This is a genomic window from Olleya sp. KKT75, assembly GCF_055635485.1.
In genome coordinates this window covers 412,869-434,085 of the sequence record NZ_CM145759.1, presented here as the reverse complement: position 1 = coordinate 434,085, position 21,217 = coordinate 412,869, and the positions used below count along the sequence as shown (strand labels likewise).

Here is a 21,217-nt window from a genome sequence, read left to right as displayed (position 1 = left end):
TATCGATTGTTAATTTGTTTGTTAAATACTATTTAAAATCGATATTTATTATTCAAATTCAGATACGTAGTGAAATTTGATGCTAGGATATTTTTGTTGTGTCATTTGTAAAGAAAAAGGAGAGTCTGCTAAAAATACTAATTGGCCCCTTTTGTCTTTTGCTAAATAGCGTTGTTTTACTCTTAAAAATTCCTTGTACTCGTTATTTTTCTTATCATTAGGTTCTACCCAACATGCTTTGTATACATTTAGATTTTCATAAGTACATTTTGCACCATATTCGTGTTCTAATCTATACTGTATAACTTCATATTGTAAAGCTCCTACAGTTCCAATTACTTTTCTACCATTCAATTCTAATGTAAATAATTGCGCAACTCCTTCGTCCATTAGTTGGTCGATCCCTTTGTTTAATTGTTTAGATTTTAATGGGTCAGCATTGTTTATGTACCTAAAATGTTCTGGAGAAAAACTCGGGACACCTTTGTAATTTAATATTTCACCTTCCGTTAGTGTATCTCCAATTTTGAATGTACCAGTATCTTGTAAACCAACGATATCACCAGGATAAGAGATGTCTACAATTTCTTTTTTCTCAGCAAAAAAAGCATTCGGGCTTGAAAATTTTACTTTTTTATTATGTCTTACGTGCAGATATTGTGTGTTTCTTTTAAATTCACCAGATACAATCTTAACAAACGCTAATCTGTTTCTGTGATTGGGATCCATGTTTGCATGTATCTTAAATACAAATCCCGAAAATTTATCTTCTTCAGGTTTAACTAAACGTTCTTCACTCTGTTTAGCACGAGGTTTAGGCGCTATTTCTACAAAACAATCTAATAATTCTCGTACTCCAAAACTGTTTAAAGCTGAGCCAAAAAAGACCGGTTGTAAATCTCCTTTTAAGTAGTCTTCATTGCTAAACTTAGGGTAAATCCCTTCTACTAATTCAATTTCCTCTCTTAATGTATCAGCAGCTTTATCTCCTATCAGTTTTGTAAGTTCGCTGGAGTTTAAGTCGTTTATTTCTATAGTATCCTCTATGTTTTTACGACTGTCACCGCTAAAAAGGTTAATATTTTTTTCCCAAATATTATATATACCTTTAAAATCATATCCCATACCAATAGGGAAACTCAACGGTGTGACTTTTAGTTTTAATTTTTGCTCTATTTCATCTAATAATTCAAATGCATCCTTCCCTTCTCTGTCCATCTTATTAATAAAGACAATCATTGGTATGTTACGCATGCGACAAACTTCCACTAATTTTTCGGTTTGCTCCTCAACCCCTTTAGCAACGTCTATAACCACAATAACACTGTCTACAGCAGTTAATGTTCTAAATGTATCTTCAGCAAAATCCTTGTGACCTGGTGTATCAAGTATATTTATTTTAATGCCATCATATTCAAAAGCAAGTACAGAGGTTGCAACAGATATACCACGTTGGCGTTCTATTTCCATAAAATCACTGGTTGCACCTTTCTTTATCTTATTACTTTTTACTGCTCCAGCTTCATTAATTGCACCACCAAAAAGTAATAGTTTTTCGGTTAAAGTTGTTTTTCCTGCATCAGGATGCGATATAATTCCAAAGGTCCTTCTTCTTTTTATTTCGTCTAAGAATTTCATTAAATAAATTTTTACAAATATAGATGTATCACGTTTAACGTCCTATTCAGAAAATCATTTATTGTGTTTTATGGTATTTATTTTTTTTGTGTAGTTTATCTATGTTTCTTCTTGTTAAAACGGAGATTTAGTAATATCTGTACAACATGCATTTCTTTTAATCGATTAAAACTGTATTTAATCGTGTTTCTTGTCGTTTTGTCGTTGGTTTTCTTGAAATTTTTTCAGCCAATTTTAACCAATAAAACAGCTCTTTAACGAAAATTAACACTTTATAGCGTGTAATTAAATCAAAAAACTCTTTAAGTATTTACATTTGTCCCCAATGTGGTTTAACCCTCATTTAAAAGTATTATCCCAAAAAAAATTGATTATAAAATAATTTTACCCTCAACAACATGAAAATCTTTACTCGATTCTCTAAAGTAAAATCACTTACATTTTTAGTGTTTACTTTATTTTCTTTTTCTAGTCTGTTTTCGCAGACTAATGCACCAAGTATACAAAGTGGTGTTTCTTTTCAGTGGAGTGATGTGCAAACAACACTAAATGATCCTGCTACTATCCAAAGTATTACTGTGGATGGTCGTGTTTTTGTAGACTTTGGTATTGCTCAGTCTTATGAAATGACACAATTAGGTGCTACTGGTGGAGATGCTGCTAATAGAATTTGGGAGAACAACACTGTAGTAGAATCTACAAGTGCAAGTCCAACTTGGGATGCTTCGGCTCTGTCCGCGTTTCAAGATAAAAACTTGAATCACTTTTTTGAAACTTCTAATAACGGTGAGGCTATTTGCGATAATTTTGCAGCAGTTCAAACAACATTAGTTGCTCAAAAGCAGACATTTTCTTATTCTCCTGGAATACCTAGTACTTCTGGAAGCATTATTGCCATTACAGAGCGTAATGCTAATAATTGTTATCATATTGAGTTTTTTGGTACGCCAGTAGGTGGAGGTGCTAATCAATCTTTAGGTTCTACTTTTGTAAATCCTCAAGGTGGAGTATGGTACGGACATGGTGGTACTGGAACTAGTAGTAGTTTTGGGACAGTAGGTACAATTACGGCTCCAACTGGTGCTGCTGATTATTGGTTAAGTGATAGAGTGGTTGTTACTAATGGTGGTACTATAGGTATCGCTCTTTTTTACGTTAATGATATTGCTCCTCAAGGGTCTATTATTACGGATGTAAGAATAACGGCTACAAGTAGTGATCATGGGGATGGTAAATTATTTATCTTTTCTTTACCAGATGAAGATGGTGATGGATTTAGTGATATCGATGATTTAGATGACGATGATGATGGTATTTTAGATATTGATGAAGCAAATGGTTTTTCTCCGAGTTTTGATGAAGATGGAGATGGTATACCTAACTGGAAGGATACAGTAGATAATGGTACAGGAGATGGTAGCTTAACTGATTATGTTGATGCTAACGGAGACGGAGTGCCAGATGTTTATGATTTTGACGGTGACGGAATCCCTAACCATTTAGATTACGATTCTGATAACGATGGTTGTTATGATGCTTTAGAAGGTGGTGATGCTATAGTTATAGGTGAAGTTTTAGCTAATGGTAAATTAGATGGAACTATTGATGCTGTAACTGGTGTGCCAGATAATGTAAATGTAACTACAGGTCAAACGCTTGGAACGTCTCAAGATGATACAGCGTTTGATACAAACGGACAATGTGATAGAGACAACGATGGAGTTTTAGACGGTAGTGATATTTGTCAAGGATCGGATGATACTGTTGATACTGATAATGATGGTGTGCCTAATGGTTGTGATTTAGATAATGATAATGATGGTATTTTAGATGCAAATGAAGGCACTTGTGCTTCTCAAGTTTTATCTGGAACATGGGTTATTGCTGGTAATACAGCTTCTTATGATTTTGGAAACGGAATTATTGCTCAAGTAACTACTGATAATCCTACTAGTCCTAGTGATTTTGTGTTTGCTCCAGGGACTTTTTCTAACGGTTCATTTTGGACAGAAAATTTAGCAGGTGCAGCATCACTACAAAACAGTTATGTATGGGATAGAACATTAACTGTTAATTATGTAGATGCTTTAGGTAATCCAGTTACAGTTACTAATCCAATAATTTATTTAGATAGAGTTGGAGGTACGGATGGCGTTACAACACAAAATACTGCAATTGTAACATTACAAAACGGTTTAACATGGACTACTTTATCAGGAACGTCTGATTTTAGTACAACAGCAACTACCGTTTTTGATTCAGGAAATAATACAGATGCTGATTTATCACATACCCAAGAAGCAACTCAAAACAATTCTGATGGAACAGCTGCTGGTACAATGCAAATTAATGGGGAGGTTTCAACTTTTACCTTACAATTTGTACAAGGTGGTTTATTCGGAACAGGTACGGATGGTATCGAATTTATTTTATCTGCATGTAAAAGTTTAGATACAGATAATGATGGTACACCGGATTACTTGGATACTGATTCAGATAATGATGGTTGTTTTGATGCTGTAGAAGGTGGTGACAATATTGCTTTAACTAGTGTAAATAGTGATGGTACTTTAAACGGTACTATTAATACTACAACTGGGGTAGCAAATAATGTAAATACTACTAATGGTCAATCTATTGGAGGTTCTATAGACGGAACACCTTCAGATCCAAATGGTCAATGTGATTCAGATGGAGATGGTGTTGTGGATAGTCTTGATATATGTGAAGGTTCTAACGATAGTTTAGATTCTGATAGTGATGGCGTACCTAATGGTTGTGATTTAGATGATGATAATGATGGTATTACTGATGCTAATGAAGGAATAGCAGATTTATGTTCTACTATAGATTTAACTAGTTTAGATGGTAGTATTAATTCTATAGTTGATGCTAATGCTGCTAACCTTACAGTTGGTGGTGCTACTTTAACATTGGCGCAATCTTTTACAGGAGGAGCTACACAAGATGAGAATGATATAAATAATAGTCATACTGGAGCTGCAATTGGAATTAAACATGGTGTTTTCTCTAATAGTACTGCTCAAGTTATGTCAGATACTTATAGTTTCTCTGAATTGGTAGTTAATCAAACAGTAACTATTTGGGATATTGACCAGACAGATACAATGATTTTTGAAGGTTTTAATAATGGTGTTTTTGTACCATATACAGTTGATGTATTAGGATCTTGTTTAGCTAAGAGTGGTAATGTTTTTACTACAAACGGTCCAGCTTGTGAAATTGGTTCTAGTCAAAATGTAAATAATGCATTTACTATTACTTTTAATGGACCAATAGACCAAATTGCTATTAAATATTATGATCCAGTAAATACAGGTGGTTCTTATACAATTGTATTTGAAGAAGGTTGTACAAGTAAAGATACAGATGGAGATAATATTCCGGATTACTTAGATAATGATAGTGATGGAGATACTTGTCCAGATGCTATTGAAGGTGGTGGATCTTTAGATAGTACAAATGTAGATGCTAATGGTCAATTAACAGGAACTGTAGATTCTACTACAGGTGTACCTAGTGATGTAGATGCTAATGCAGGTCAAACAGTTGGTGATTCTACAAATGATTTAGTAAATGCTTGTTTAGGAAGCGTAAGCGGAACAGTAGTAGATGAGAATGGTGATCCAGTATCAGGAGTCGTAGTTACTTTAGATGATGGTGATGCAGCAACAGTTGATCCAACAGTAACAACAGGAGTTGATGGAACATATGAATTTACAGATGTCTCAGAAGGAGAATATACAGTTGTAGAAACAATCCCAGCAGATACAACAGTAGTTGATGGCGATACATCAGATGATGGTGATACTGTAGCAAATACAGACACAACAGATGCAAGTATTCCAGTAACAGTAACAACAGGAGAAGTTGATGCAGATAACAACTTTGAGAATAGTCCAGCACCAGGAAGCGTAAGCGGAACAGTTGTAGATGAGAATGGCGATCCTGTATCAGGAATCGTAGTAACATTAGATGATGGTGATGCAGCAACAGTTGATCCAACAGTAACAACAGGAGTTGATGGAACATACGAATTTACAGATGTACCAGTAGGAGAGTATGTAGTTACAGAAACAACACCAGCAAATACAACAGTAGTTGATGGCGATACAACAGATGATGGTGATACTGTAGCAAATACAGACACAACAGATGGAAGTATTCCAGTAACAGTAACAGCAGGAGAAGTTGATGCAGATAACAACTTTGAGAATAGTCCAGCGCCAGGAAGTGTAAGCGGAACAATCGTAGATGAGAATGGCGATCCTGTATCAGGAATCGTAGTAACATTAGATGATGGCGATGCAGCAACAGTTGATCCAACAGTAACAACAGGAGTTGATGGAACATATGAATTTACAGATGTACCAGTAGGAGAATATACAATAGTAGAAACAACACCTGCAAATACAACAGTAGTTGATGGCGATACAACAGATGATGGTGATACTGTAGCAAATACAGACACAACAGATGGAAGTATTCCAGTAACAGTAACAGCAGGAGAAGTTGATGCAGATAACAACTTTGAGAATAGTCCAGCACCAGGAAGCGTAAGCGGAACAGTAGTAGATGAGAATGGCGATCCTGTATCAGGAATCGTAGTAACATTAGATGATGGTGATGCAGCAACAGTTGATCCAACAGTAACAACAGGAGTTGATGGGACATATGAATTTACAGATGTACCAGTAGGAGAGTATGTAGTTACAGAAACAACACCAGCAGATACAACAGTAGTTGATGGAGATACAACAGATGATAGTGATATTGTACCAAATACAGACACAACAGATGGAAGTATTCCAGTAACAGTAACAGCAGGAGAAGTTGATGCAGATAACAACTTTGAGAATAGTCCAGCACCAGGAAGTGTAAGCGGAACAATCGTAGATGAGAATGGCGATCCTGTATCAGGAATCGTAGTAACATTAGATGATGGCGATGCAGCAACAGTTGATCCAACAGTAACAACAGGAGTTGATGGAACATATGAATTTACAGATGTACCAGTAGGAGAATATACAATAGATCAAACAACACCAGCAGATACAACAGTAGTTGATGGCGATACAACAGATGATGGTGATATTGTAGCAAATACAGACACAACAGATGGAAGTATTCCAGTAACAGTAACAGCAGGAGAAGTTGATGCAGATAATAACTTTGAGAATAGTCCAGCACCAGGAAGTGTAAGCGGAACAATCGTAGATGAGAATGGCGATCCTGTATCAGGAATCGTAGTAACATTAGATGATGGCGATGCAGCAACAGTTGATCCAACAGTAACAACAGGAGTTGATGGGACATATGAATTTACAGATGTACCAGTAGGAGAGTATGTAGTTACAGAAACAACACCAGCAGATACAACAGTAGTTGATGGCGATACAACAGATGATGGTGATACTGTAGCAAATACAGATACAACAGATGGAAGTATTCCAGTAACAGTAACAGCAGGAGAAGTTGATGCAGATAACAACTTTGAGAATAGTCCAGCACCAGGAAGTGTAAGCGGAACAATCGTAGATGAGAATGGCGATCCTGTATCAGGAATCGTAGTAACATTAGATGATGGCGATGCAGCAACAGTTGATCCAACAGTAACAACAGGAGTTGATGGGACCTATGAATTTACAGATGTACCAGTAGGAGAATATACAATAGATCAAACAACACCAGCAGATACAACAGTAGTTGATGGCGATACAACAGATGATAGTGATACTGTAGCAAATACAGACACAACAGATGGAAGTATTCCAGTAACAGTAACAGCAGGAGAAGTTGATGCAGATAACAACTTTGAGAATAGTCCAGCACCAGGAAGTGTAAGCGGAACAATCGTAGATGAGAATGGCGATCCTGTATCAGGAATCGTAGTAACATTAGATGATGGCGATGCAGCAACAGTTGATCCAACAGTAACAACAGGAGTTGATGGGACCTATGAATTTACAGATGTACCAGTAGGAGACTATACAATAGATCAAACAACACCAGTAAATACAACAGTAGTTGATGGCGATACAACAGATGATGGTGATACTGTAGCAAATACAGACACAACAGATGGAAGTATTCCAGTAACAGTAACAACAGGAGAAGTTGATGCAGATAACAACTTTGAGAATAGTCCAGCACCAGGAAGCGTAAGCGGAACAATCGTAGATGAGAATGGTGATCCAGTATCAGGAGTCGTAGTTACTTTAGATGATGGTGATGCAGCAACAGTTGATCCAACAGTAACAACAGGAGCTGATGGAACATATGAATTTACAGATGTACCAGTAGGAGAGTATGTAGTTACAGAAACAACACCAGCAAATACAACAGTAGTTGATGGCGATACAACAGATGATAGTGATACTGTAGCAAATACAGACACAACAGATGGAAGTATTCCAGTAACGGTAACAGCAGGAGAAGTTGATGCAGATAACAACTTTGAGAATAGTCCAGCACCAGGAAGTGTAAGCGGAACAATCGTAGATGAGAATGGCGATCCTGTATCAGGAATCGTAGTAACATTAGATGATGGCGATGCAGCAACAGTTGATCCAACAGTAACAACAGGAGTTGATGGAACATATGAATTTACAGATGTACCAGTAGGAGAATATACAATAGTAGAAACAACACCGGCAAATACAACAGTAGTTGATGGCGATACAACAGATGATGGTGATACTGTAGCAAATACAGACACAACAGATGGAAGTATTCCAGTAACAGTAACAGCAGGAGAAGTTGATGCAGATAACAACTTTGAGAATAGTCCAGCGCCAGGAAGCGTAAGCGGAACAATCGTAGATGAGAATGGCGATCCTGTATCAGGAGTCGTAGTTACTTTAGATGATGGTGATGCAGCAACAGTTGATCCAACAGTAACAACAGGAGTTGATGGAACATACGAATTTACAGATGTACCAGTAGGAGACTATACAATAGATCAAACAACACCAGCAAATACAACAGTAGTTGATGGCGATACAACAGATGATGGTGATACTGTAGCAAATACAGACACAACAGATGGAAGTATTCCAGTAACAGTAACAGCAGGAGAAGTTGATGCAGATAACAACTTTGAAAATAGTCCAGCACCAGGAAGTGTAAGCGGAACAATCGTAGATGAGAATGGCGATCCTGTATCAGGAATCGTAGTAACATTAGATGATGGCGATGCAGCAACAGTTGATCCAACAGTAACAACAGGAGTTGATGGAACATATGAATTTACAGATGTACCAGTAGGAGAGTATGTAGTTACAGAAACAACACCAGCAGATACAACAGTAGTTGATGGCGATACAACAGATGATAGTGATACTGTAGCAAATACAGACACAACAGATGGAAGTATTCCAGTAACAGTAACAGCAGGAGAAGTTGATGCAGATAACAACTTTGAGAATAGTCCAATAGTAGGAGATTTAACAGGAGTTGTATTTGAAGACATCAACGGAGATGGCGTACAAGATCCAGGAGAAGAAGGAATTGCAGGAGTAGATGTAGTTATTACAGATGTTGACGGAAACGAAACAACAGTAACAACAGATGCAGATGGTATTTGGGAAGCAACAGACATTCCAGTAGGAGATACTGTAGTTGATGTTGACGAAACAACGTTACCAGCAGAAATTACAGATACATTAACAACAACGGATTCAGATCCAGAAACAATTACTGTAGTAGAAGGAGATAACCCAACAACAGATGATGGATTCGCACCAGTAACTTCAGGATTAACAGGAGTTGTATTTGAAGACACCAACAATAACGGTGTTCAAGATGCAGGTGAAGAAGGAATTGCAGGAGTAGATGTAGTTATTACGGATGTTAACGGAGACGAAACAACAGTAACAACAATAGCAGATGGTTCATGGTCAGCAACAGATCTTCCATTAGGAGATGCAGTAGTTGATGTTGATGAAACAACATTACCAGCTGATATTACAGATACTTTAACAACAACAGATTCAGATCCAGAAACAGTAACAGTAGTAGATGGAGTAACATCTACAACAGATGACGGATTTGCACCAGCAGTAGGAGATTTAACAGGAGTTGTATTTGAAGACATCAACGGAGATGGCGTACAAGATCCAGGAGAAGAAGGAATTGCAGGAGTAGATGTAGTTATTACGGATGTTGACGGAAACGAAACAACAGTAACAACAGATGCAGATGGTATTTGGGAAGCAACAGACATTCCAGTAGGAGATACTGTAGTTGATGTTGACGAAACAACGTTACCAGCAGAAATTACAGATGCATTAACAACAACGGATTCAGATCCAGAAACAATTACTGTAGTAGAAGGAGATAACCCAACAACAGATGATGGATTTGCACCAGTAACTTCAGGATTAACAGGAGTTGTATTTGAAGACACCAACAATAACGGTGTTCAAGATGCAGGTGAAGAAGGAATTGCAGGAGTAGATGTAGTTATTACGGATGTTAACGGAGACGAAACAACAGTAACAACAATAGCAGATGGTTCATGGTCAGCAACAGATCTTCCATTAGGAGATGCAGTAGTTGATGTTGATGAGACAACATTACCAGCTGATATTACAGATACTTTAACAACAACAGATTCAGATCCAGAAACAGTAACAGTAGTAGATGGAACATCAGCAACAACAGATGATGGATTTGCACCAGCAGTAGGAGATTTAACAGGAGTTGTATTTGAAGACATCAACGGAGATGGCGTACAAGATCCAGGAGAAGAAGGAATTGCAGGAGTAGATGTAGTTATTACAGATGTTGACGGAAACGAAACAACAGTAACAACAGATGCAGATGGTATTTGGGAAGCAACAGACATTCCAGTAGGAGATACTGTAGTTGATGTTGACGAAACAACGTTACCAGCAGAAATTACAGATGCATTAACAACAACGGATTCAGATCCAGAAACAATTACTGTAGTAGAAGGTGATAACCCAACAACAGATGATGGATTTGCACCAGTAACTTCAGGATTAACAGGAGTTGTATTTGAAGACACCAACAATAACGGTGTTCAAGATGCAGGTGAAGAAGGAATTGCAGGAGTAGATGTAGTTATTACGGATGTTAACGGAGACGAAACAACAGTAACAACAATAGCAGATGGTTCATGGTCAGCAACAGATCTTCCATTAGGAGATGCAGTAGTTGATGTTGATGAGACAACATTACCAGCTGATATTACAGATACTTTAACAACAACAGATTCAGATCCAGAAACAGTAACAGTAGTAGATGGAGTAACATCTACAACAGATGACGGATTTGCACCAGCAGTAGGAGATTTAACAGGAGTTGTATTTGAAGACATCAACGGAGATGGCGTACAAGATCCAGGAGAAGAAGGAATTGCAGGAGTAGATGTAGTTATTACAGATGTTGACGGAAACGAAACAACAGTAACAACAGGAACAGACGGAACATGGACAGCAACAGACATTCCAGTAGGAGATACTGTAGTTGATGTTGACGAAACAACGTTACCAGCAGAAATTACAGATACATTGACAACAACGGATTCAGATCCAGAAACAGTAACGGTATTAGAAGGTGTAGCAACAGAAACAACAGATGATGGATTTGCACCAGTAACTTCAGGATTAACAGGAGTTGTATTTGAAGACACCAACAATAACGGTGTTCAAGATGCAGGTGAAGAAGGAATTGCAGGAGTAGATGTAGTTATTACGGATGTTAACGGAGACGAAACAACAGTAACAACAATAGCAGATGGTTCATGGTCAGCAACGGATCTTCCATTAGGAGATGCAGTAGTTGATGTTGATGAGACAACATTACCAGCTGATATTACAGATACTTTAACAACAACAGATTCAGATCCAGAAACAGTAACAGTAGTAGATGGTGTTACATCTACAACAGATGACGGATTTGCACCAGCAGTAGGAGATTTAACAGGAGTTGTATTTGAAGACACTAATAATAACGGTGTTCAAGATGCAGGTGAAGAAGGAATTGCAGGAGTAGATGTAGTTATTACGGATGTTAACGGAGACGAAACAACAGTAACAACAATAGCAGATGGTTCATGGTCAGCAACAGATCTTCCATTAGGAGATGCAGTAGTTGATGTTGATGAAACAACATTACCAGCTGATATTACAGATACTTTAACAACAACAGATTCAGATCCAGAAACAGTAACAGTAGTAGATGGAGTAACATCTACAACAGATGACGGATTTGCACCAGCAGTAGGAGATTTAACAGGAGTTGTATTTGAAGACATCAACGGAGATGGCGTACAAGATCCAGGAGAAGAAGGAATTGCAGGAGTAGATGTAGTTATTACAGATGTTGACGGAAACGAAACAACAGTAACAACAGATGCAGATGGTATTTGGGAAGCAACAGACATTCCAGTAGGAGATACTGTAGTTGATGTTGACGAAACAACTTTACCAGCAGAAATTACAGATACATTAACAACAACGGATTCAGATCCAGAAACAATTACTGTAGTAGAAGGAGATAACCCAACAACAGATGATGGATTTGCACCAGTAACTTCAGGATTAACAGGAGTTGTATTTGAAGACACCAACAATAACGGTGTTCAAGATGCAGGTGAAGAAGGAATTGCAGGAGTAGATGTAGTTATTACGGATGTTAACGGAGACGAAACAACAGTAACAACAATAGCAGATGGTTCATGGTCAGCAACAGATCTTCCATTAGGAGATGCAGTAGTTGATGTTGATGAAACAACATTACCAGCTGATATTACAGATACTTTAACAACAACAGATTCAGATCCAGAAACAGTAACAGTAGTAGATGGAGTAACATCTACAACAGATGACGGATTTGCACCAGCAGTAGGAGATTTAACAGGAGTTGTATTTGAAGACATCAACGGAGATGGAGTACAAGATCCAGGAGAAGAAGGAATTGCAGGAGTAGATGTAGTTATTACAGATGTTGACGGAAACGAAACAACAGTAACAACAGATGCAGATGGTATTTGGGAAGCAACAGACATTCCAGTAGGAGATACTGTAGTTGATGTTGACGAAACAACTTTACCAGCAGAAATTACAGATACATTAACAACAACGGATTCAGATCCAGAAACAGTTACTGTAGTAGAAGGTGATAACCCAACAACAGATGATGGATTTGCACCAGTAACTTCAGGATTAACAGGAGTTGTATTTGAAGACACCAACAATAACGGTGTTCAAGATGCAGGTGAAGAAGGAATTGCAGGAGTAGATGTAGTTATTACGGATGTTAACGGAGACGAAACAACAGTAACAACAATAGCAGATGGTTCATGGTCAGCAACAGATCTTCCATTAGGAGATGCAGTAGTTGATGTTGATGAAACAACATTACCAGCTGATATTACAGATACTTTAACAACAACAGATTCAGATCCAGAAACAGTAACAGTAGTAGACGGAGTAACATCTACAACAGATGACGGATTTGCACCAGCAGTAGGAGATTTAACAGGAGTTGTATTTGAAGACATCAACGGAGATGGAGTACAAGATCCAGGAGAAGAAGGAATTGCAGGAGTAGATGTAGTTATTACAGATGTTGACGGAAACGAAACAACAGTAACAACAGATGCAGATGGTATTTGGGAAGCAACAGACATTCCAGTAGGGGATACTGTAGTTGATGTTGACGAAACAACGTTACCAGCAGAAATTACAGATACATTAACAACAACGGATTCAGATCCAGAAACAATTACTGTAGTAGAAGGTGATAACCCAACAACAGATGATGGATTCGCGCCAGTAGATATGGATTCAGATGGAGATGGTGTTTTAGACTCTGTGGAAGTTGCAAATGGAACAGATCCAAACAATCCATGTGAGTATAACGTAGCAGATATTACAGAAGTAATCACAGCAACAACAGATTGTGATATGGATGGATTAACTGATGCAGAAGAAATCAACGGACCAGATGGAGATCCAACAACAGATGATGGAACAGACCCAACGGATCCTGATACAGATGGAGATGGTGTGTTAGACGGAACGGAAGTTGCAAATGGAACAGATCCAAATGAGCCATGTGAGTATAATGTAGCAGATATTACAGAAGTAATCACAGCAACAACAGATTGTGATATGGATGGATTAACTGATGCAGAAGAGATCAACGGACCAGATGGAGATCCAACAACAGATGACGGAACAGACCCAACAGATCCTGATACAGATGGAGATGGTGTGTTAGATGGAACGGAAGTTGCAAACGGTACAGATCCAAACAATCCATGTGAGTATAACGTAGCAGATATTACAGAAGTAATCACAGCAACAACAGATTGTGATATGGATGGATTAACTGATGCAGAAGAAATCAACGGACCAGATGGAGATCCAACAACGGATGATGGAACAGACCCAACAGATCCTGATACAGATGGAGATGGTGTGTTAGACGGAACAGAAGTTGCAAATGGAACAGATCCAAACAATCCATGTGAGTATAACGTAGCAGATATTACAGAAGTAATCACAGCAACAACAGATTGTGATATGGATGGATTAACTGATGCAGAAGAAATCAACGGACCAGATGGAGATCCAACAACAGATGATGGAACAGACCCAACAGATCCTGATACAGATGGAGATGGTGTGTTAGACGGAACGGAAGTTGCAAATGGAACAGATCCAAATGAGCCATGTGAGTATAACGTAGCAGATATTACAGAAGTAATCACAGCAACAACAGATTGTGATATGGATGGATTAACTGATGCAGAAGAAATCAACGGACCAGATGGAGATCCAACAACAGATGATGGAACAGACCCAACAGATCCTGATACAGATGGAGATGGTGTGTTAGATGGAACGGAAGTTGCAAACGGTACAGATCCAAACAATCCATGTGAGTATAACGTAGCAGATATTACAGAAGTAATCACAGCAACAACAGATTGTGATATGGATGGATTAACTGATGCAGAAGAAATCAACGGACCAGATGGAGATCCAACAACGGATGATGGAACAGACCCAACAGATCCTGATACAGATGGAGATGGTGTGTTAGACGGAACAGAAGTTTCAAATGGAACAGATCCAAACAATCCATGTGAGTATAACGTAGCAGATATTACAGAAGTAATCACAGCAACAACAGATTGTGATATGGATGGATTAACTGATGCAGAAGAAATCAACGGACCAGATGGAGATCCAACAACAGATGATGGAACAGACCCAACAGATCCTGATACAGATGGAGATGGTGTGTTAGACGGAACGGAAGTTGCAAATGGAACAGATCCAAATGAGCCATGTGAGTATAATGTAGCAGATATTACAGAAGTAATCACAGCAACAACAGATTGTGATATGGATGGATTAACTGATGCAGAAGAGATCAACGGACCAGATGGAGATCCAACAACAGATGACGGAACAGACCCAACAGATCCTGATACAGATGGAGATGGTGTGTTAGACGGAACAGAAGTTACAAACGGAACAAATCCAAATGATGCTTGTGAGTATAACGTAGCAGATGTGACAGAAGTAATCACAGCAGCAATAGATTGTGATATGGATGGTTTATTAGATGTTGAAGAAGTTACAGGAGTAGATGATCCGTCTACACCAGCTGATCCAGCAGGAAATACAACTGATCCTTCAGATCCTGATACAGATGGAGATGGAGTAACAGATGGACAAGAAGCTTTAGATGGAACAAATCCAAATGATGCATGTGACTATGTAGTAGCAAGTATTACATTGATTATTGATTCAGGAGCAGATTGTGATATGGACGGATTAACAGATGCGGAAGAGCTTACAGGAGTAGATGATCCATCTACACCAGCTGATCCAGCAGGAAACACAACTGACCCTATAGATCCAGATACAGACGGAGACGGAGTAACAGATGGACAAGAAGCTTTAGATGGAACAGATCCTAATGATGCATGTGACTATGTAGTAGCAAGTGTTACATTGACTATTGATTCTGGAGCAGATTGTGATATGGATGGTTTATTAGATGTTGAAGAAGTTACAGGAGTAGATGATCTATCTACACCAGCTGATCCAGCAGGAAACACGACTGATCCTACAGATCCTGATACAGATGGAGATGGAGTAATTGACGGACAAGAAGCTTTAGACTTAACAGATCCTAATGATCCTTGTAATTATTTATTAGGAAGTATTACTTTAGCTCAAGATTCAGTATTCCTTGATGCGGATTGTGATGGTGATGGAGTAAGTAATGGTCAAGAAGAAATAGACGGAACAGATGCATTAGATCCTTGTGATTACTTAGCAACAAGTCAAGATATTTCAATAGTATCTGCAGCTTGGGAAGCAATTGATTGTGATGGAGATGGTGTAGTTAACGGAACAGAATTAGAAGATAGTACTGATCCTCAAAACCCATGTGACTTTATTACATCAAGTACTACAGTTCCTCAATCTATGGAATGGTTAGCAGGAGATTGTGATATGGATAATGTACCAAACGGTGAAGAATTTCCTTTAGGAGATACAGATGGAGATGGTATACCTAACTGGATGGATACTGATGATGATAATGATGGTGTAGATACTATTAACGAAGATTATGCTGATACTGATGATTCTGATGGTGATATAGATCCTACGGGAGATGATGATCCAACTAACGATGATACAGACGGAGATGGTATTCCAGATTACTTAGATACGGATGATGATAATGATGGAATTTTAACTCCAGATGAGTATCCAGACCCTAATGAAGATGGTATCGGATTCGGTGATGATGCAGTAGATAGTGATGGTGATGGTTTACCAGATTACTTAGATGTAAACAACGCAGCGCCTTCTGAAGATGATCTTGAAATATTTAATGCGGTTACGCCTAACGGAGATGGTGAAAACGATGTGTTTATTATAAGAAACATTGAGCTTTACCCTGAAAATACTGTTAAGATTTATAACAGATGGGGAGTTATTGTATATGAAACGTCAGGATACGCTCAAAATGGAAACTTCTTTAAAGGAGAGTCTAATGGTAGAGTAAATGTTCAAGTTGATGAGCAATTACCAGTAGGAACTTACTTCTATACTATTGAGTATAATAAGTCAGGTGAAACTAAATCAAGAGCTGGATACTTATATATCCAACGATAATAATTAATAAAAAAAAGAGATAGCCTTTCAAATGGCTATCTCTAATTAAAGAATAATTATACCCTATTTATAATGAAAAATAAAATTTTAATTTTAGTAACTCTTATAAGTGCTTTTAGCTTTATAGATGTTTCTGCCCAGCAAGATGCTCAGTTTACTCAGTATATGTATAACACTATGAGTGTAAACCCGGCTTACGCAGGGTCTAGAGATGGTTTAAGTGCGTTATTGTTATACCGTACGCAATGGGTTGGATTAGACGGTGCGCCAGATACTGGTACGTTCAATATCCATTCACCTATTGGAGGAGAAGACGGTAAGGTAGGTTTAGGTTTATCTGTTGTAAATGACAGAATTGGACCAACACAAGAAACTTATGTTGATGTTGACTTTTCATATACTATTAATACATCGGATAAAGGAAGGTTATCTTTAGGTTTAAAAGCCGGTGGTCACTTTTTAGATGTTAAGTATTCTGAATTGAATCAATATAATGCTGGGGATCCATTATTACAAACGGATATCGAAAACAAATTTTCGCCAAATGTAGGTGCTGGTATATATTACCGTAGCGCAGACAAGTGGTACTTAGGTTTATCTGTTCCTAATTTATTAGAAACAAAGCATTTTGATGAAGCTTCTTTATCTCAAGCGACAGAAAGAATGAATGCTTATTTAATTGGAGGTTATGTATTTGATATTAATACAGACTTAAAATTAAAGCCTGCATTCTTAATGAAAGCTGTAACTGGAGCACCATTACAAGCAGATTTAACTGTAAATGCATTATATAAAGAGAAATTTACTGTTGGTTTAGCATACCGTTGGTCTGCAGCATTAAGTGGGCTTTTAGGATACCAAGTTTCGGATAGCTTAATGCTAGGGTTTGGATATGATAGAGAAGTGACAGATTTAGGTCAAACACAATTTAATTCAGGTTCTTTTGAAGTGTTTTTAAGATTTGAACCAAGAGATCTTACTAAGATTTTATCACCAAGATTCTTTTAATATATATAGACAATATAGATTATGAAAAATAAATATATACTTTCTACTTTAATCATTTTACTAACATTTACCTTTTCATTTGCACAAGATGATGGTATCTCTTCTAGTACAGATAAAAAGTACGATAAACTTTCTTACATAGAAACAACAAAAGAATTGTTGAAACTAGTAGAGAAAGGAAATAAGACACCAGAGGTTTACAAAAAGTTAGCTAACTCTTATTATTTCAATACTCAGATGGAGGATGCCTCTAAATGGTACGGAGAGTTATTTAAATTAGATGCAGTTGTAGAATATGAGTATTACTACCGATATGCAATGAGTTTAAAAGCAATTGGAGACTATGAGAATGCTAACGTAAACATGAGAAAGTTTGCTACTTATAAGCCGGAAGATTCTAGAGCAATATTATTTTCTAAATCACCAAATTATTTAGAAGCTATTGAAGCGCTTTCAGGAGATTTCGAATTAGAAAATTTAGATTTAAACTCTCGTTTTTCTGATTTCGGTACTTCTTTTTTCAAAGATGGAATTGTTTTCGCTTCATCAAGAGGGGAAGGTAAATTATACAAGTGGAATGAACAACCATTTTTAGATTTGTATTATTCAGTTAACGAAGCTGATGATGTAACACCATTTTCTGCTAAATTAAACACGAAGTTTCACGAGTCTTCTACTTCATTTACTCAAGATGGAAACACAATTTACTTTACTAGAAATAACTATTTCAAGGGTAAAGTTAAAAAAAGTGATGAAAAAGTTAATGGTTTAAAAATCTTTAAAGCTGAATTTATTAATGGTGCATGGACTAATGTAGTTAGTATGCCATTTAATAATAACCAATACAATGTAGCTCACCCAGCATTAAGTTTAGATGAAACTAAATTATATTTTGCTAGTGATATGCCAGGTACTCATGGTAAGTCTGATATCTACTATGTTGATATCTTAGAAGATGGTGCTTACGGAGAACCAGTTAATTTAGGTGGAGATATTAATACTGAAGGAAGAGAAAATTTTCCTTATATCAGTAACAACGGAACACTTTACTTTTCTTCTGATGGACACCAAGGATTAGGAGGTTTAGATATTTTTATGACTAAGCTTGATGATGTTAATCATGAAGTAGTAAACTTAGGGAAGCCTTTAAATAGTTCTCGAGATGATTTTGAGTTTATTATTGACGAGTTTTCTAACACAGGATATTTAACTTCTAATAGATATAACGGAAAAGGAGATGATGATATTTATAAGTTTACTAGAACATTCTGTACGCAATTAATCTCTGGTACAACAGTAAACAAATTGACTAACGTTATTATACCTTACGCAAGTGTTGTAGTTATAAACGAAAAAGGAGTTGAAGTACAAAACTTAACTTCTGATCAAAATGGGGCATTCAGTTATGAAGGACCATGTAACAAACAAAAGTATAATATCATAGCATCTAAAGATGGTTATATTCAAGCGGATCAAACATTCTTAGTTAATCCTAAGAAGAAAGAGGATGTGGTTTTAAAACTTAACTTAACACCAGAAACTACAAAACCTGCAGAAGTTGGTATGGACTTAGTAGAAGTGTTAGATTTAAATCCAATATACTTTGATTTTGACAAGTCTAACATTAGAGCAGATGCTGAAGTTGAATTATGGAAAGTAATTAATTACATGAGAAAATATCCTTCAGTAAGAATCGATGTTCAGTCTCATACAGATTCAAGAGCAACAGATGATTACAACTGGGCATTATCTAACAGAAGAAACGTTTCAACTAAACAATACATAATCCAGGAAGGTGGTATTGCTGCTGATAGATTAGAAGGTAGAGGTTATGGAGAAACAATGTTAGTAAACAGATGTAGTAACGGTGTAAAATGTACCGAAGACGAACATGATTGGAATAGAAGAAGTAACTTTATTATTATCAACAGATAGTATTTAAGTTTATTTATCATAGTAAAAAAAGCACCTCTTTTAGAGGTGCTTTTTTTTATTAAATTCTATTTAAAATAAATTTTTCAATTATCTAAGTATTAACTTTGTGTATTAATTATAATTAATGAAAGAAGAAAACGTAATTTTAGTAAATGAGTTTGATGAGCAAATAGGATTGATGCCTAAAATGGAAGCGCATGAAAAAGCGCTGCTTCATAGAGCATTTTCAGTATTTGTATTTAATGATCAAAACGAATTAATGTTACAACAAAGAGCATTAAGTAAATACCACTCTCCAGGATTATGGACTAATACATGTTGCAGTCATCAAAGAGAAGGAGAAAGTAATATACAAGCTGGTACTAGACGCTTAATGGAAGAAATGGGGTTTGCAACCACACTAGAAGAGAAAACATCTTTTATATACAAAGCACCCTTTGATAACGGTTTAACAGAGCACGAATTAGACCATATTATGGTTGGGTATTATCAAGAAGACCCAAACATTAATAAAGAAGAAGTAGAGGCTTGGAAATGGATGCCATTAGAAGATGTTAAGTCGGATATTATTAATCAACCAGAACTATATACGGCTTGGTTTAAAATAATATTTGATAAGTTTTATGAATTTATAAATATCAATCATGAGAGTAACAGTAAGTAGAAAAGCACATTTTAATTCAGCGCATAGATTGTATCGTAAAGATTGGTCTTTTGAAAAAAATAACGAGATCTTCGGGAAATGTAATAACCCAAACTATCATGGTCATAATTACGAATTGATAGCTAGTGTTACTGGAGCAATAGATCAAGAAACAGGGTTTGTTATAGATGTCAAGATTTTAAAGGATATTATTAAGGCTGAAGTCGAAGATGCTTTTGATCATAAAAATTTAAATTTAGATGTACCGGAGTTTAAAGATTTAAACCCAACAGCAGAAAATATAGCTGTGGTTATCTATAATAAAATAAAGGCAAAACTTAAATCTAACTTAGAGCTAGAGGTCACGTTGTACGAAACACCAAGAAACTTTGTTAGTTATTCTGGCAAATAATCTATCTAATATAAATAAAGGCTTTAAAATGCATATAAATAGTTTTAATTTCGAACTTTATATGTAGCTTTGCAGCTAATTAAATTAAAAAGTTATGGCAAATAAAAGAGACCTAAAAAAAGACATTAATTACGTTTTAGGAGATATTATTGAAGCAGTATACGTTTGGGAATATTCAAACACTGATAAGGACAATTCTAAAAGTGAAGCAATTATAGATGACGCTATTGAGACATTTGACGATCTTATTTCTAAATTAAACACAAAAGTTGAAGAAAATAAGAAGGCTCATTTTAATGGTATTAAGTCTGACCTTGAGGTTAAAGGACGTGCGTTGATTGAAAGAATAAATAAATTAGGATAATTTATTTGAAAAAAAGTTTG

General features: G+C 36.6%; 7 protein-coding genes. 6 read left to right on the top strand and 1 reads right to left on the bottom strand.

The genetic code is table 11. The annotated features are described in order from the left end of the window. Positions 1–48 precede the first annotated feature (48 nt). Positions 49–1,638 (bottom strand): peptide chain release factor 3, encoded by a 1,590-nt coding sequence (locus ACZ2G2_RS01895; protein ID WP_470393718.1) that lies wholly within the window; start codon positions 1,636–1,638, stop codon positions 49–51. A gap of 398 nt (positions 1,639–2,036) precedes the next feature. Between ACZ2G2_RS01895 and ACZ2G2_RS01890 the strand changes: the two genes are divergently transcribed. From ACZ2G2_RS01890 to ACZ2G2_RS01865, 6 genes are all read left to right on the top strand, one after another. Beyond that, entirely contained in the window at positions 2,037–16,835 is a 14,799-nt protein-coding gene (locus ACZ2G2_RS01890; RefSeq protein WP_470393716.1) for an SdrD B-like domain-containing protein, read from the top strand. A 72-nt stretch (positions 16,836–16,907) separates the two neighbouring features. Beyond that, a complete protein-coding gene (locus ACZ2G2_RS01885) occupies positions 16,908–17,843 on the top strand; it encodes a PorP/SprF family type IX secretion system membrane protein (RefSeq protein WP_470393715.1) in 936 nt (311 codons plus the stop codon). A 21-nt stretch (positions 17,844–17,864) separates the two neighbouring features. After that, positions 17,865–19,778 carry an OmpA family protein gene (locus ACZ2G2_RS01880; RefSeq protein WP_470393713.1) on the top strand — a complete coding sequence of 638 codons (1,914 nt, stop codon included), beginning with the start codon at positions 17,865–17,867 and terminating at the stop codon, positions 19,776–19,778. 124 nt (positions 19,779–19,902) lie between these two features. Beyond that, on the top strand, positions 19,903–20,442 hold the full coding sequence (gene idi, locus ACZ2G2_RS01875) for an isopentenyl-diphosphate Delta-isomerase (RefSeq protein WP_090838976.1): 540 nt from the start codon (positions 19,903–19,905) through the stop codon (positions 20,440–20,442). After that, positions 20,423–20,833, top strand: a complete 411-nt coding sequence (locus tag ACZ2G2_RS01870; RefSeq protein WP_090838978.1) for a 6-pyruvoyl trahydropterin synthase family protein — start codon at positions 20,423–20,425, stop codon at positions 20,831–20,833. Before idi ends, ACZ2G2_RS01870 begins: the two co-directional genes overlap by 20 nt. Before the next feature lie 94 nt (positions 20,834–20,927). After that, a complete protein-coding gene (locus ACZ2G2_RS01865; protein ID WP_470393711.1) occupies positions 20,928–21,197 on the top strand; it encodes a hypothetical protein in 270 nt (89 codons plus the stop codon). Positions 21,198–21,217: the final 20 nt, after the last annotated feature.

What these genes read in the sequence shown, in the direction of transcription:
- ACZ2G2_RS01895 (WP_470393718.1), bottom strand. Translation starts at nt 1,638, where the DNA reads ATGAAATTCTTAGACGAAATAAAAAGAAGAAGGACCTTTGGAATTATA.
- ACZ2G2_RS01890 (WP_470393716.1), top strand. Translation starts at nt 2,037, where the DNA reads ATGAAAATCTTTACTCGATTCTCTAAAGTAAAATCACTTACATTTTTA.
- ACZ2G2_RS01885 (WP_470393715.1), top strand. Translation starts at nt 16,908, where the DNA reads ATGAAAAATAAAATTTTAATTTTAGTAACTCTTATAAGTGCTTTTAGC.
- ACZ2G2_RS01880 (WP_470393713.1), top strand. Translation starts at nt 17,865, where the DNA reads ATGAAAAATAAATATATACTTTCTACTTTAATCATTTTACTAACATTT.
- idi (WP_090838976.1), top strand. Translation starts at nt 19,903, where the DNA reads ATGAAAGAAGAAAACGTAATTTTAGTAAATGAGTTTGATGAGCAAATA.
- ACZ2G2_RS01870 (WP_090838978.1), top strand. Translation starts at nt 20,423, where the DNA reads ATGAGAGTAACAGTAAGTAGAAAAGCACATTTTAATTCAGCGCATAGA.
- ACZ2G2_RS01865 (WP_470393711.1), top strand. Translation starts at nt 20,928, where the DNA reads ATGGCAAATAAAAGAGACCTAAAAAAAGACATTAATTACGTTTTAGGA.